This window comes from Nonomuraea ceibae, assembly GCF_019396325.1.
In the GTDB taxonomy this organism is placed as follows: Bacteria; Actinomycetota; Actinomycetes; order Streptosporangiales; family Streptosporangiaceae; genus Nonomuraea; species Nonomuraea ceibae.
In genome coordinates this window covers 1-13,527 of record NZ_JAHKRO010000178.1, presented here as the reverse complement: position 1 = coordinate 13,527, position 13,527 = coordinate 1, and the positions used below count along the sequence as shown (strand labels likewise).

The window sequence follows — 13,527 nt, the reverse complement described above, 5'->3', positions numbered from 1 at the left end:
CGGTCAAGCCTGGGCGAGATCGCCGGATACGGCATGGACAAGTCCCACCACGCCTTCTACTGGGGCGCCAAGCTGATGTTGATCACCACCGCCGACGGCGCGGTGACCGCCTTCAGCCTGGCCTGCCCCAAGGAACTCGACGAACGCAAGCAGGCACTGCACCTGCTGCACGTCACCCCGATCGCACCCGGGCCGTGCCCGATCGTGTGCGACAAGGGGTTCGCCGGCGCCGGCATCGAGAAAGCCGCAGCTGATCTGGGCCACCATCTGATCCGGCCCGCCCGCGAAGACGAGCCCGGACCTGCCCTACCCTTCCCCGGCTGGTTACGCCAGCGCATCGAAGCGATCATCTGGACGCTGAAGAACCAACTCGGCCTCGAACGCCACAACGCCCGCCACCCAGACGGCCTCTGGGCACGCATCAGCCAGCGCATCCTCGCCCTCAACGCTGTCATCTGGCACAACTGGAACATCGGCGCACCCGTGAAACGATCCCTGATCGCCTACGATCACTAACCCAAATTTCACATCAGCGATCTAGGCGGTGAAGGCCAGGCTGGCGTTGTGCCCGCCGAAGCCGAAGGAGTTGACCATCGCCGCCCGCCACCGGCCCCGGCGGGCGGCGCCCGCCACCAGGTCGAGCTTCACCTCGGGGTCCGGGTCGGCCAGGTTGCGCACGGCGGGGATCACCCCCTCGCGCAGCGACAGGATCGCCGCGATCGCCGCCAGCGAACCCGAGGCGCCGCACAGGTGACCGGTCATCGACTTGACCGCGGTGACGGCCGGGTGGACGCCCACGGCCTCGGCGATCGACGCGCTCTCCGTCAGGTCGCCCGTCGGCGTGGAGGTCGCGTGCGCGCTGACGTGGCCGACGTCCAGCGGGCTCAGCCCGGCCGAGTCCAGCGCCAGCCGCATCGCGCGCACCTGGCCCTCCGCCGTGCCCGCCGTGATGTGATGGGCGTCGGAGCTGGTGCCCGCGCCCGCCAGCGTGGCGTGCGCACGGGCGCCGCGCCCCGCCGCGAACCCCTCACGCTCCAGCACCAGCACCGCCGCGCCCTCCCCGAGCACGAACCCGTCCCGCGCCGCGTCGAACGGCCGCGACGCCTCCTCCGGCGGGCCGTCGAACCGCGACAACGCCCTCGCCTGCGCGAACCCCGCCAGCGTGAGCGGATGCACGCACGCCTCCGCGCCACCCGCGACCACCACGTCGGCGCGGCCCAGCCGGATCAGGTCCAGGCCCATCGCGATCGCCTCCGCCCCGGACGCGCAGGCGCTCACCGGCGTGTACGCGCCCGCCCGCGCGCCCAGCTCGATGCTCACCACGGCGGCTGCGGCGTTGGGCATGAGCATCGGGACCGTGTACGGCGACACCTTGCGCGGGCCGGACGCCTCCATCAAGTCGTCCTGCGCCAGCAACGTCAGCACCCCGCCGACGCCCGTGCCGATCACCACGGCCAGCCGCTCCGGCTCCACCTCCGGCGCGCCCGCGTCCGCCCACGCCTCCCGCGCCGCGACCAGCGCCGCCTGCTGGCAGCGGTCCAGCCGCCGGGCCGGCACCCGGCCCAGCACCTCGGCCGGGTCGACGCTCATCCGGGCGGCGATCCGCACCGGCAGGCCGGCCGCCCACTCCTCCTCGACCAGCGCGGCGCCGGAGCGCCCCGCCAGCATCGCGGCCCACGTGGAGGCCACGTCACCACCCAGCGGGGTGGTCGCTCCCAGGCCGGTGACGGATGCGCCCGCGGTCAACGTGTCATGCACGAGGTGTCCCCTTTCGTCCTGCCGTCCACGCTGCCAGGACGCGCCCGTACGGGGAGGCGTGAAGATCGACGAAAAACCGCCGCCGTCTTTGTCGCCCCGGACCGACGCCCACCACCGCCGTGCGGGGGCCCGGCCACCGGAACGGCACCCGCCGAGGGCTGGCCACCACCGGGCACCCGGCGAGCGCTCAGGAAGGGCCGCCGGTCCCCCAGGGCGGGCACCGCGCGAGCGCCCAGATAGGGCCGCCGCTGGTCTCTCGGGGCGGGCACCGAGCGGGCGCTCAGGAGGGTCGCCGCCGGGCGCGCGGGGACGGCGACCCCGGGCGCACGGAGGTCGACGGCGGGCGCTCAGGGCGCTCAAGGGCACGCGGCGGGTGATCGGAGAAGCCCGGCGGCCGCCCAAGGCTCTCGCTGGGAACCGCAGGGTGTTCCGGTGGGGCTCGGTGCTCTCCGGACGGGTGGGAGAGCGGCGGGGTCAGGTGAGCCAGATGAGGCCGGCGAAGCGGCCGGGGTCGTGGCGGCGGTGGGAGTAGAGGTCGGCGGTCTCGATGGTGCAGCGGTCGTCGTGGCGGACGTCGGCGACGCCGGCCTCGCGGAGCTGGGCCTCGATGCCGGCGCGCAGGTCGAGCGCCGGGGTGCCCCAGGAGGTGGTGGAGCGCGTCTGCGGCACGGTGGCGGCGACGCGGTCGCGCAGCTCGGCGGGCACCTCGTAGCAGCGGCCGCAGGCTCCGGGCCCGATCAGCGCGGCCATCCGGGCGGGCACGGCGCCCTTGCCGGCCATCGCGGCGACCAGGGCGGCGGCGATGCCCGCCTCGGTGCCGGGCCGGCCGGAGTGGGCGGCGCCCACCATGCGCGCGACCGGGTCGGCCACGAGCACGGCCGGGCAGTCGGCGCCGAGCGAGGCGAGCGCGAGGCCGGGCTCGGTGGTGAACACGCCGTCGACGGGTGGCGGGTCGTCGCCGAACGGCTCGCTCACGTACGCGATCTCGGCGCCGTGCACCTGGCGCATGAACACGATCGCGCGCACGCCGAGCTCGGCGGCCACGCCGGCGCGGTTGGCGCGGACGGCGGCGGGGTCGTCGCCGGTGCCGCCGCCGAGGTTGCGGGTGCCGTGCGGGCCGGCGCTGACGCCGCCGTGGCGGTCGGTGACGGCGACGTGCACGCCGGGGACCAGCTCCATGCCCCCGATCCTATGACCCGCCGGGCCCGCGCCCGGAAGGCCGGGTTCCCCGGGCGTGAGGAGTGCGCCTGACGGGCCTGGACGACCCGCACGCGCTCATGGCCCGGCGCGGGTGTCCGGCGGTGCGGGCGGCGCCCGCCTCGGCGGCCCGGTGTGCCCGGGCTGTGGGCTAGGGGCGGCGGCGGGGGGACGAGCCGGGGCCGCCGGGGCCGGAGCCGCGCGGGATCACGTCGGGCGCCCGGCCGAGGGCGATCGACATGTGCACCTCGTCGTAGCGTTCGCGGCCCACTTCGACCACGTTCGGCAGGCGGCCCCACTCGGTGAAGCCGAGCTCCTCGTACAGCTCGATGGCGCCGTGGTTGTTGCCGCGCACGCTGAGCGTGAGCGTCTCCAGCCCGGCGGCGCGGGCGCCGGCCGTGAGCGCGGAGACGACGAGCCTGCCGAGGCCCAGGCCGCGCGCCGACGGGTGGGCCATGATCTTGGCGACCTCGGCGGTGCGGGTGAACACGGCGTGCGGGGAGCGCCGCCACAGACCCATCGCCTGGACCGTGCCGTCCACGCGGGCCAGGGCGAGGCGGGCGTCGCCGTCCCTGACGGCCTTGAGCACCTCCTCCAGCCAGGGGTCGGTCTGCTCGCGGCCGGGGGGCTCCGGGTAGCCGATGGCTCCGCCGAGCCCGGCGACGGCGTGCATCACGCGGTGGACGGCGGACTGGAGCTCTTCGTCGGCGGAATCCGGCCAGGTGAGGTCAATGCGCACAGTTGGCCATTATGTCGGGATTTTTCGCCGTAATCGGCTTTACGGTCGGGGTGCGGGCGGTCGATTCGGCCCGCCACCGGCGCGATCACCGGCGTACGCGATCAGCCCCGGAAAAGCCGATCGTGATGCGTATGTCGCGCGATAGATTGCGCTCATGAGCGAGGGGATCATGCCGGAGCTGCCGGAGCTGACGGGGTTGTCCGAGGCGGCGGCCCAGTCGCGGGCCTCGGTGCTGCGCAGCCGCGCCGAGTCGTACATCGCGCTGGGGCGGCACGACGCGGCGATCGCGGACCTGACGGAGTCGATCACGCTCGTGCCCGGCAACGCGCGGGCCTGGCGGCTGCGCGGGGAGAGCCACCGGATCGTCGAGCGGTTCGAGGCGGCGGTGGCCGACTTCGACGAGGCGCTGCGGCTGGAGCCCGACAGCTCCTACGCGCTGGGCTCGCGCGGCCAGGCGTACGCGTCGATGGGCCGGATGGAGGAGGCCATGGCCGACTTCGAGCACGCGCTGACGCTCTCGCCCGAGTCGCTGTGGATCCTGGAGGCCAAGGCCGACGCGCTGGCCGACCTGGACCGGTTCGACGAGGCGCTGGACGAGCACGCCAAGATCATCGCGCTGAACGAGGAGCTGGCCTACTCGTGGCTGGCCCGCGGCGACCTCTACCAGCGGATGGGCCTGTATGCCGAGGCCATCTCCGACTACGGCCGCGCCCTGGAGGCCGACCCCGACTACGTCCGGGCGCTGAGCAGGCGCGGCGAGGCGCTGCGCATGATCGACCGTTACGAGGAGGCGCTGGCCGACCTCAACCGGGCCGTCGAGCTCGACCCCGACAACGACCGGGCGCTGGGCAGCCGGGGCGCGGTGCTGAGCGAGCTGGGCGACAACGAGGCGGCGCTGAAGGACCTGAACCGGGCCGTCGAGCTGGACGAGGAGTACATCTGGGCCTACCGGGTGCGCGGCGAGATCCTTCAGGACCTCGACCGGCACGAGGAGGCCGTCGCCGACTTCACCCGCGCCCTGCATCTGGAGTTCGGCGACTGACCGCCGGGGGCCGGCGGCCGATCGCGACGACGGTGACGATCAGCAGCACGCAGGCGGCCGCGATCCCCGCGACCACGGCCGACACCCCCGCCCGGGGCGCCGCGAGCGGCAGCAGCAGGATGACCAGGGCGTACGCGAGCACCACGGCCGGATGGGTGACGCGGGCGCGCACGACGGTCCCGTGGATCAGCCGGAACAGGACGAGGAACACCGCGGCCGGGATCGCGACGGCGTAGCCGATGGCCAGGGGCGTGGCGGTGACGTCGTGCCCGGTCTGCTCGGCGGCCACCTCCAGCCCGGCGCCGAGCGCGGCCAGCGCGGCGAACACGCCGTAATGCCCGTACCCCCACAGATAGGACAGATGGGGGCGCTCCTCCAGCCCCTCGCCCGCGGGCAGGAGGAAGTAGATCCACCACAGCGCGAACAGCAGCACGAGCCCCGAGACGGCCATGACGACCAGGGGCGCGCTCGTCCGGGCCGCCGCCAGCGCGCCCGCGACGCCCCGGGTCGCGGCCAGGACGCTCTCACCGAGCAGGATGATCGTGAACAGCCCGTAGCGTTCGGCGATGTGGTGCGGATGCCAGTGGGTGCGGCCGGCGCGTTCGGCCCAGACCGGCACCGCCAGCTCGGCGGCGGCCAGCGCGACGAACAGCGGCAGCCGCGCCCCCTCCGGCACCGCGCCCGCCTCCACGAGGACGAGGCGCAGCACCCACCCCGCCTGCACGACCGTGATGCCCGCCGCGTAGCGCAGCGCGGTGCGGCGGCCCGCCGGGTCCTCGACGGCGGCGCGCACCCACTGGGCGACCAGCGCGATGCGCATGATGAAGTAGCCGAGCGTGACCGCGCCGAAGTCGGCGTGGTCGGCGGCGGCCGGCACCCCGGCGGCGAGCACGAGCACGCCGCCCATCTGCACCATCGTGAGCAGCCGGTAGGGCACGTCGTCGGTGTCGTAGGCCGAGGCGAACCAGGTGAAGTTCATCCACGCCCACCAGATCGCGAAGAACACCTGGAGGAACAGGACCAGCCCGGGCAGCGCGTGGCCGTCGGCCACGGCGTGGGCGAACTGCGCGGTGGCGGCCGCGATCGCCACCACGAACGTGAGGTCGAACAGCAACTCCAGCTCGCTCGCCGCGCGGTGCGGCTCGTCGACCGCCCGGGGGCGCATCCTGACGCGGATCTCCCGTGCCTTCATGCCCCTTCCCTCCCCGGAGAAGCGGCCGGTGAAAGGTTCCCTCCCGGGTGAAGCGGCCGGTGAAAGGTTCCCTCCCCGGGGGAAGCGGCCGGTGAAAGGCGGAAGGCACGGAACCCTTCGTCATGGGTCCCGTGCCTTCCTGCGGCGCGCTACAGCGTGAGCAGCGCGTTGACCGGCAGGCGCCGGTCCGACAGCGGGCGCATCGCGATGCGGAGCAGCGCGAGCGCGTTGTCGTCGCCCGCGATGCGGTTGGCGCTGAGCCCGCCGCACGACTGGCAGTGGTGGATGATCAGCCACTCCCCGTCGTGCCGCACGGACACGCTCAGCGCCGCCATCCGCCCGCGGCAGCCCGCCCGCCGGTCACCGGGGACGCGGTGGTCGACGTGCAGGCTCGTCAGACAGTGCGGGCAGTGGTTGCGGTGCGCGGTGCCCGGCGCGAGGACGGGCACGTCGAGGCGGCAGCCGACGCATCGGAACGCGTCGCCCGGCTCGCCGTGACGGACGTCCTTGCGCCGCTGCGGCCTGCGCGGGTCCGGTTTCCTGCGTGGCATGTCCGCTCCCGTCACAGGTCGCCGAACGTTTCCAGCGGAAACGGCGGCTGAGCGAGCGGGCGTACGGCCATGCGCATGAGGATGAGCTGGTTGTCGTCCCCGGAGATCGGGTTGGACGTCAGCTCACCGCACCGGGTGCAGCGGTGGATGATCATCCAGTCGCCGCTGCGCAGCACCGCGATCGAGATCGGGGTCATGCGCGACCGGCACTCGGACGGGCCGCCCTCGGCACGGTCGAGGACGTGCAGCGAGTGCAGGCAGCTCGGACAGTGGTTGCGCCGGGTCCCGTCGGGACCGGCTGCGGCCACGGTCAGCCCACAGCGCACGCACGCGAACGTGTCGGTGACGGTACGGATCTTGTTGGTGGACACCCTGGGTTCTCCTTGCCGGAATGGTGCTTGTCGAGCAGCAAGGAAGCGCCGTGCGGGCCTCGCCCCGGGTCAGGGGCAGATGCGGATGACGAAGTGACGAGGCGCGCATGGCGCAGGGCGGAACATCAACTCACCTTCCCAGGGCCGGAGTATGGACGTCGTTCGACACAGCCGCGAGCGTAATGCCCGGGATGCGAGGATCGCCATTCATTATTCGCGGGCCTTGCTGGGCTGGACGCGCTTGGGCTCGCCGGGCATCTTCGGATAGTTGGGCGGATAGGGCATGTCGCCCCGCTCGTCCTTGGCGTAGAGCTCCAGCAGCGGCTCGATCGAGTGGGCGCGGTCGTCGATCGCGGCGTGCACGTCGCCGAGCTCGGCGAAGCGGGCCGGGACCGTGCGGATGTCGAAGTCGCGCGGGTCGGCGTCGGCCAGCTCGTCCCAGGTGAGCGGCGTGGAGACCGGGGCGTGCGGCTGGGCGCGCACCGAGTAGGCGCTGACGACGGTGCGGTCACGGGCGTTCTGGTTGAAGTCGATGAAGACGCGGTCGCCGCGCTCCTCCTTCCACCAGGCGGTGGTCACCAGGCCCGGATCGCGCGCCTCGACGGCCCTGGCGAGCGCGATGCCGGCATGGCGCACCTGGACGAAGTCCCAGCGCGGCTCGATGCGGACCGCGATGTGCGCGCCCCGGTTGCCGGACGTCTTGACGAACCCGGTCATGCCGAGCTCGTCGAGCACCTCGCGGGTCAGCGCGGCGGCCCGGCGGACCGCGCCGAACTCCAGCCCCGGCTGCGGGTCGAGGTCGACGCGCAGCTCGTCGGGATGCTCGACGTCGGCCGCGCGCACCTGCCACGGGTGGAAGTCGATGGTGCCGAGGTTGGCGCAGTAGGCGATCGAGGCCACCTCGGTCACCCGCAGCGAGTCGGCGGTGCGCCCGCTGGGGAAGGTCACGGTGACCGTCCGCAGCCAGTCGGGATGCTTGGGCGGCATCCGCTTCTGGTAGATGGCGTCGTTCTGCACGCCGTCGGGGTGGCGCTTGAGGTTGGTCGGCCGGTCGCGCAGCGCGCGCAGCACCCCGTCGCCCACGCTCACGTAGTATTCGACCAGCTCACGCTTGGTCGCGCCGATCTCCGGAAAGTAGACCTTGTCGGGGTTGGTGACCTTGACGGTCCGCTCCCCCACCTCAAGCTCGATGTACGGCGATGCCATGCGTCACAACCTACCCGGCGCCCCCGACAGAACCCCGGAAGGACGCCGGCTCACCGCACCCGCACCCGGGTCTTCGCACACACGTCGCACCGCTGGGTGACGACACGGCCGATCGTCTCGATCGTCACCCAGCGGTGACGAAAGTGCACAGGACGCACGGGAAATGTTTACCCTGACCCGGCGATCGATACGCGGAGTCGCAGGACGATCACTCCGAGGGGTCGAGCCGGAGCGACACCGAGTTGATGCAGTAGCGCTCGTCGGTCGGCGTCGGATAGCCCTCGCCGCGGAACACGTGCCCCAGGTGCGAGTCGCAGCGGGCACAGCGCACCTCCGTGCGGACCATGCCGTGGCTGCGGTCCTCGATCAGCGTGACGGCGTCGTTCTCCGACGGCTCGTAGAAGCTGGGCCAGCCGCAGTGCGACTCGAACTTCGTGCCGGAGGTGAACAGCTCGGCCCCGCAGGCGCGGCACGTGTAGACGCCCTCGGTCTTCGTGTCGACGTACTCGCCGGTGTACGGCGCCTCGGTGCCCGCCTGCCTGAGCACGCGGAACTCCTCGGGAGAGAGCTGGACCCGCCACTCGGCCTCGCTCTTGACCACCTTGTCCATACGTCCAGGGTACGAGATACGGCAAAAGGAGATCTCCGCAGGGGGAAGCATCCAATCTGGGGCGAAAATGCGTCTTTGACGACAAGGGGGTGTCATCGCCTCCTCCATGGGGTGAGATCACACGCAGGATCGCCCGAGCGGCACAGCCCACGCCCGTGCTGGCGCCGCCGGCGATCGGCCCGGCCGGCCGGGTGGCGCGCCAGCGCCCGGAACGGCCCGCGGGTGATCTCGTGAAGCCCGTCCCGTCGAGCCCCCGGTCCCGCCACCGAGGCGGCTCCGGGACGGGCCCCCATCTGCCCCTCGCCTCCGTCAGCCGGGGGCGGGGTGGGTGACGCGGCAGGTGGTGTCGCCGGGGCCGAGGATGTTGGCGAGCACCGGGTTGCCGTTCTCGCCGAACCTGGCGTGCACGAAGACCACCGGGGCAGCGGTGCCCACGTCCTGGAGGTAGCTCAGGCCGCGCTCGCACAGGGTGAGGGCCTGCCGGGAGTTGCCCGCCGTTTCCGGCAGGGTGGTGTAGATGCGGAGATATCCGCCGATGGTGCGAATGTCCTTCACGTGGCCCGCCGCCCTGTCGTCCCACCGGCTCCGGAAGTACGTGACCGCGTCATGATCGGTGTGCCTGGACGGATCCCCCTCCGCACCATCCGGCTCGTGGACGGTCCCGCCCGCTCCCTCACCGGGGACGGCCTCACCAGGAGCGCCGGGGTGACCTGCTGGCTCGCCGGAGCCGGTCGCCACGGCCTGGCCCCCGCGCCCGTCCCCGCCGTCCGTGCCGGTCCCCGGCCCCTCCGTGCCCGTCCCTCCTCGGAGGTACGTCTCCGATGGAGCGGGCGGCCGGGCGTAGGCGTCGTCCGGGGCGGTCGTCGACAGGTGCACGTGGGCGGTGAGCAGGACGCCGGTGAGCGCGGCGAGCGCCGCCACCGCAAGGGCCCACGGCCTGCGCGAGGGGCGCCGGCGGCGGCCTCGGCGGGCGCGTGGCGTCGCGGCCCCGGTCCGGCCGAAGAGGGACGGCCGCGCGGCGGTGGCGCGGTGGTGACCTGTGCGCTCCTTCACGTGGGCGCTCCCTGGGGCCGGACCCGGCAACTGCCCTGATTGTGACAAACAGGGTGCGGTCCCGTCAGCCGATCAGGCCAACCCGGGAGCCCGGGACGGCTCGCTAGGGAAGGGCGTTGACGAGCTCCTGGACGGGCTTGCGCACGCCGGTGTAGAAGGGGATCTCCAGCCGGGTGTGGCGGCGGGCCTGGGCGGCGCGCAGCTCACGCATCAGGTCGACGATGCGGTGCAGCTCGTCGGCCTCGAAGGCGAGCATCCACTCGTAGTCGTTGAGCGCGAAGCACGCCACCGTGTTGGCCCGCACGTCGGGGTAGCCGCGGGCCATCTGGCCGTGCTCGGCGAGCATGGCGCGGCGCTCGGCGTCGTCCAGCAGATACCACTCCAGGGAGCGGACGAACGGGTAGACGCTGACGAACGCCCGCGGCTCCTCCTCGGCGAGGAACGCCGGGATGTGCGACTTGTTGAACTCGGCGGGCCGGTGCAGCGCCATCGCCGACCAGACGGGCGTGCTGTGGCGGCCCAGGCCGGTGCGGCGGAAGCGGGAGTAGACGTCCTGGAGGTCCTCGGCCGTGGGGGCGTGCCACCAGAACATGTAGTCGGCGTCGGCGCGGAACCCGGCCACGTCGTAGAGGCCGCGGGTGACCACGTCCTTGCCGGCCGCCTGCTCCAGGAGCTCCTCGACCTCGTCGGCGATGTTCTCCCGGCTGCCGGGGACCGGCTCGGCGGCCTTGAACACCGACCACATCGTGTAACGGATCACCTGATTGAGATCGCGGGCCTTGAGCCGCGTCGTGCCCTCTGTCATGCCTGTCATTCTCCTCCTCGGCCCAGGTGGTCCAGAATCCGGGAGGCCGCCGTGCGGGCGGTCGCGACGCAGGCGGGGATGCCGAGCCCGTCGTAGGCGGCGCCGCAGACGGCCAGCGAGGGCTGCCCGGCCACGGCCGCGTGGACGCGGGCGACCCGGTCGAGGTGGCCGACGTTGTACTGCGGCAGGCCGCCGCCCCAGCGGGTGACGCGGGTGTCGGCGGGCTCCTGGCGGACGCCCATGACCTCGGCCATCTCCGCGCGGGCGAGCGCGACCAGGTCTTCGTCGTCGCGCTGGAGCAGGTGCTCCTCGCCGACGCGGCCGATGGAGCAGCGCAGGATCACCAGGTCGCGGGCGAGGTGCGGCCACTTGACGGAGCTGAACGTGACGGCCTTGACGGCCCGGCCGTCGACGGGCGGGACGAGGTAGCCGCTGGTCGAGGGCGGCTCGGGGAAGGCGGACACCGGGTAGGCGAGGGTGACGACGGCCATGCTGGCGTACTCGATCCTGGCCAGCTCGCTCGCCGCCTTGGGCACCTCGGCCTTGAGCAGGCGGCTCGCGGGGGCCGCGGGCACGGCGACGATGACGGCGTCGGCCTCGACGACCTCGGGCCTGGGCACCGGGCCGGTGACGAGCCGCCAGCCGTGCTCGGTGCGGGCCAGCTCGCGTACGGTGACGCCGGTCCTGATGTCGGCGCCGGACGCCTTGGCCACGGCCTCGGGCAGGCTGCCGATGCCGTTTCTGAGCGAGGTGAAGACCGGGCCGGCGTTCTTGGGCGCCTCGCGGGTGATCTGGCGGGCGGCGGCGAGCAGCGAGCGTTCGGCGCGGGCGGCGGCGGCCACCCGCGGCATCGTGGCCTCCAGCGAAAGCTTGTCGGCGCGGCCCGCGTAGACGCCGCCGAGCAGCGGCTCCACCAGGCGTTCGACGATCTCGGGCCCCATCCTGGCGCGGATGTAGGCGGCGACGGACACGTCGGTGCGCACGAGGGTGGCGGGCAGGATCTGGTCGAGCGGCACCCGCAGCAGCCCGCCGGGCGAGACGATGCCGGATCTGGCCAGCTCGGCCAGGTCGCCGGGCACGCCCATGAACTGGCCCTTGGGCAGCGGGCGCAGCGCGCCCCTGGTGTAGACGGCCGAGCCGGCGGAGCCTGGGCTGACCAGGTCGTCGCCGAGGCCGACGGCCCTGGCCAGGTCCTTGCCCTCGGGCCGTCTGGCCAGCATGGACTCGGCTCCCGCGTCGACGCTGACGCCGGCGACCTCGGACGCGTACAGCTTGCCGCCGATGCGCGGGGCGGCGTCGAGGACGGTCACCTTGACCCGCTCGCCCGCGCCCTGCCTGAGGTGCCAGGCGGCGGCCAGCCCGGAGATCCCGCCGCCGATGACGACCACGTGTGCCTGTTTGCCTGCCACGGTTCAGACGCTACCGTCCCGCGGGCGCGGCCCCGTTGCCGGGGCGTGTGACCGTACCGTGACGCGACGGTTCAAACCGGTGCGCACAGGGGTCCGTCTTAGGGGCATGAGGAGATCGCAGATCGTGCTGACGGGCGTCCTGGCCGCGCTGCTGCTGTCCGCCTGCGGGGGCGCCGGCGAGAGCGCCACGGGCGGGGCGGACGTGCCGATGGCGCAGGTCGATTCCGCCAAGGCGGTCGCGCGGGACGTGACGGCGCCGGAGAGCGCCGCCACCGCGCGGCCCACACCGGCGCAGAGGCGCCCGGCGAACGCGGCGTCGGGTGTCGAGGTCACCCAGCAGAACCGTCAGGTGATCTACAAGGCGAGCATGACCGTACGGGCCGAGGACGTCGCCGCCGCCGTCCAGCAGGCCAAGCAGACGGTCACCACGGCGGGCGGCTACCTGGCCAGGGAGGAGAGCCGCTCGTCCGACGACGCGCGGGCCTCGGCGCTCCTGGAGTTCAAGATCCCGCCCGCCCGCTACAACGAGGTGCTGGCCACGCTGGGCAAGGACCTGGGCAGGCAGCTCAGGCTGGAGCAGGGCACCGAGGACGTCACGCTGAAGGTCGCCGACGTGGAGAGCCGGCTGAAGTCGGCCGAGCAGGCCCTGGAGTCGCTGCGCAGCCTGCTGAAGCGCGCCGACACGATCGGCCAGGTGCTGGACGTGGAGCGGGAGATCGCCGGCCGCGAGGCGGACCTGGAGTCGCTCCAGGCGCAGCAGAAGGAGCTGGCCGCGCAGGTCGGCATGGCCACGCTGTCGCTGCGGCTGGTGGGGCCGGTCGTGGTGGTGGAGGAGCCCTCGGACGAGCCGGCGGGGTTCCTCGGCGGGCTGAAGAGCGGCTGGAACGGGCTGGTGTCCTTCGTGAAGGTGCTGCTCACCGTGCTGGGGACGGTCCTGCCGTGGCTGGTCGTGGTGGTGCCGCCGCTCGCGCTGGCGATCTTCCTGGTACGGCGTCGCCGCCGGGCCGGAGGCGGCGGCACCGGCGGCATCGGCAACACGGACGGCACCGACGGCACCGACGGCACGGACGGATCCGACGATCCGGCTCCGGCCCCGCCGGTGAAGGACGCGGCCCCTGTCTGACCGGATCTCCCGGCCGGGTGAGCGCGCCGGGCGGTCAGGCCCGCAGGCGCCGCAGGGCCTCGTGCGCGCGGCCGGCGCCGGACGGGTCGGCGGGCCGGTCCGCGAGGAGCACGGCGGCGCCGGGGATGGCGGGCCCGTCCTGCCCGGCTCCGCCCGCGACCCGGCGGCGACCGGGGGCGGTCGCGGGCGGCGGCGGGCCGGGGTGCCGGAGGAGGTCGGACAGCCGGGCCCCGGCGAGCGCCAGGTCCCGGCACAGGCCGCTCTCCCCCAGCCCGGCCGCCGCCGGCACCGCGCGCGCCAGTGTGCCGCGCTCGCAGCGGAGCCACCCGAGCGGGTCGCCGCCCAGCAACGCCTCCACCTCGCCCGGCCCCGCCTGCCAGAGCGGCGCGCGGTCGCGGCCGGGCGGGCGGCCGCCGGGGCTCACCCTGCGCAGGGCCTCCCCCGCCAGCGCCAGCAGCGCGGAGATCGGAA

The 13,527-nt window shown here is 73.7% G+C and carries 14 protein-coding genes and 1 pseudogene; 3 read left to right on the top strand and 12 right to left on the bottom strand.

The window, feature by feature from the left end; translation table 11 throughout:
• Positions 1–516, top strand: a 516-nt coding sequence (locus KME80_RS47395; protein ID WP_504739736.1) for a transposase family protein, incomplete at its 5' end; no start/stop codon positions are given.
• Positions 517–537: 21 nt separating this feature from the next.
• Here the strand turns inward: KME80_RS47395 and KME80_RS47390 are convergent.
• The 3 genes from KME80_RS47390 to KME80_RS47380 all read right to left on the bottom strand — a co-directional run bounded on the left by KME80_RS47390 (position 538) and on the right by KME80_RS47380 (position 3,694).
• Entirely contained in the window at positions 538–1,758 is a 1,221-nt protein-coding gene (locus tag KME80_RS47390) for a beta-ketoacyl-[acyl-carrier-protein] synthase family protein (RefSeq protein WP_308126236.1), read from the bottom strand.
• 474 nt (positions 1,759–2,232) lie between these two features.
• Positions 2,233–2,937, bottom strand: coding sequence for a peptidoglycan editing factor PgeF (pgeF, locus tag KME80_RS47385; RefSeq protein WP_219518750.1), 705 nt, complete (start codon positions 2,935–2,937; stop codon positions 2,233–2,235).
• Positions 2,938–3,106: 169 nt separating this feature from the next.
• A complete protein-coding gene (locus KME80_RS47380) occupies positions 3,107–3,694 on the bottom strand; it encodes a GNAT family N-acetyltransferase (protein ID WP_219518748.1) in 588 nt (195 codons plus the stop codon).
• A 154-nt stretch (positions 3,695–3,848) separates the two neighbouring features.
• On the opposite strand from KME80_RS47380, the gene KME80_RS47375 reads away from it, so the two are divergent.
• On the top strand, positions 3,849–4,736 hold the full coding sequence (locus KME80_RS47375) for a tetratricopeptide repeat protein (RefSeq protein WP_219518746.1): 888 nt from the start codon (positions 3,849–3,851) through the stop codon (positions 4,734–4,736).
• On the opposite strand, the gene KME80_RS47370 is transcribed toward KME80_RS47375, so the two are convergent.
• The 8 genes from KME80_RS47370 to hemG all read right to left on the bottom strand — a co-directional run bounded on the left by KME80_RS47370 (position 4,702) and on the right by hemG (position 11,933).
• Positions 4,702–5,928: a low temperature requirement protein A gene (locus tag KME80_RS47370; RefSeq protein ID WP_219518744.1), complete on the bottom strand. Its 1,227-nt coding sequence runs from the start codon at positions 5,926–5,928 to the stop codon at positions 4,702–4,704. The two genes, KME80_RS47375 and KME80_RS47370, sit on opposite strands and share 35 nt — an antisense overlap.
• A gap of 149 nt (positions 5,929–6,077) precedes the next feature.
• Entirely contained in the window at positions 6,078–6,479 is a 402-nt protein-coding gene (locus KME80_RS47365) for an RNHCP domain-containing protein (RefSeq protein WP_219518742.1), read from the bottom strand.
• An 11-nt stretch (positions 6,480–6,490) separates the two neighbouring features.
• Complete coding sequence (locus tag KME80_RS47360; RefSeq protein ID WP_219518740.1) at positions 6,491–6,850, bottom strand: RNHCP domain-containing protein; 360 nt, start codon at positions 6,848–6,850, stop codon at positions 6,491–6,493.
• Positions 6,851–7,060: 210 nt separating this feature from the next.
• Positions 7,061–8,056, bottom strand: coding sequence for a non-homologous end-joining DNA ligase (gene ligD, locus KME80_RS47355; RefSeq protein WP_219518737.1), 996 nt, complete (start codon positions 8,054–8,056; stop codon positions 7,061–7,063).
• Positions 8,057–8,264: 208 nt separating this feature from the next.
• Positions 8,265–8,666, bottom strand: a complete 402-nt coding sequence (msrB, locus tag KME80_RS47350) for a peptide-methionine (R)-S-oxide reductase MsrB (RefSeq protein ID WP_219518735.1) — start codon at positions 8,664–8,666, stop codon at positions 8,265–8,267.
• 309 nt (positions 8,667–8,975) lie between these two features.
• Positions 8,976–9,719 carry a hypothetical protein gene (locus KME80_RS47345; RefSeq protein ID WP_219518732.1) on the bottom strand — a complete coding sequence of 248 codons (744 nt, stop codon included), beginning with the start codon at positions 9,717–9,719 and terminating at the stop codon, positions 8,976–8,978.
• Positions 9,720–9,822: 103 nt separating this feature from the next.
• Entirely contained in the window at positions 9,823–10,533 is a 711-nt protein-coding gene (hemQ, locus tag KME80_RS47340) for a hydrogen peroxide-dependent heme synthase (protein ID WP_372455458.1), read from the bottom strand.
• Positions 10,530–11,933: a protoporphyrinogen oxidase gene (gene hemG, locus KME80_RS47335; RefSeq protein WP_219518727.1), complete on the bottom strand. Its 1,404-nt coding sequence runs from the start codon at positions 11,931–11,933 to the stop codon at positions 10,530–10,532. Before hemG ends, hemQ begins: the two co-directional genes overlap by 4 nt.
• 106 nt (positions 11,934–12,039) lie before the next feature.
• Here hemG and KME80_RS47330 point away from each other — a divergent pair, with 106 nt between their 5' ends.
• Positions 12,040–13,056 carry a DUF4349 domain-containing protein gene (locus tag KME80_RS47330; RefSeq protein WP_219518725.1) on the top strand — a complete coding sequence of 339 codons (1,017 nt, stop codon included), beginning with the start codon at positions 12,040–12,042 and terminating at the stop codon, positions 13,054–13,056.
• Between the two features lie 34 nt (positions 13,057–13,090).
• On the opposite strand, the pseudogene KME80_RS47325 reads toward KME80_RS47330, so the two are convergent.
• Positions 13,091–13,527, bottom strand: a pseudogene (locus KME80_RS47325) (hypothetical protein); the annotation flags it as partial.

Coding starts and splice junctions, on each gene's coding strand:
- ligD (WP_219518737.1), bottom strand. CDS start 8,056: ATGGCATCGCCGTACATCGAGCTTGAGGTGGGGGAGCGGACCGTCAAG.
- hemQ (WP_372455458.1), bottom strand. CDS start 10,533: ATGACAGGCATGACAGAGGGCACGACGCGGCTCAAGGCCCGCGATCTC.
- KME80_RS47370 (WP_219518744.1), bottom strand. CDS start 5,928: ATGAAGGCACGGGAGATCCGCGTCAGGATGCGCCCCCGGGCGGTCGAC.
- KME80_RS47375 (WP_219518746.1), top strand. CDS start 3,849: ATGAGCGAGGGGATCATGCCGGAGCTGCCGGAGCTGACGGGGTTGTCC.
- KME80_RS47365 (WP_219518742.1), bottom strand. CDS start 6,479: ATGCCACGCAGGAAACCGGACCCGCGCAGGCCGCAGCGGCGCAAGGAC.
- pgeF (WP_219518750.1), bottom strand. CDS start 2,937: ATGGAGCTGGTCCCCGGCGTGCACGTCGCCGTCACCGACCGCCACGGC.
- KME80_RS47330 (WP_219518725.1), top strand. CDS start 12,040: ATGAGGAGATCGCAGATCGTGCTGACGGGCGTCCTGGCCGCGCTGCTG.
- msrB (WP_219518735.1), bottom strand. CDS start 8,666: ATGGACAAGGTGGTCAAGAGCGAGGCCGAGTGGCGGGTCCAGCTCTCT.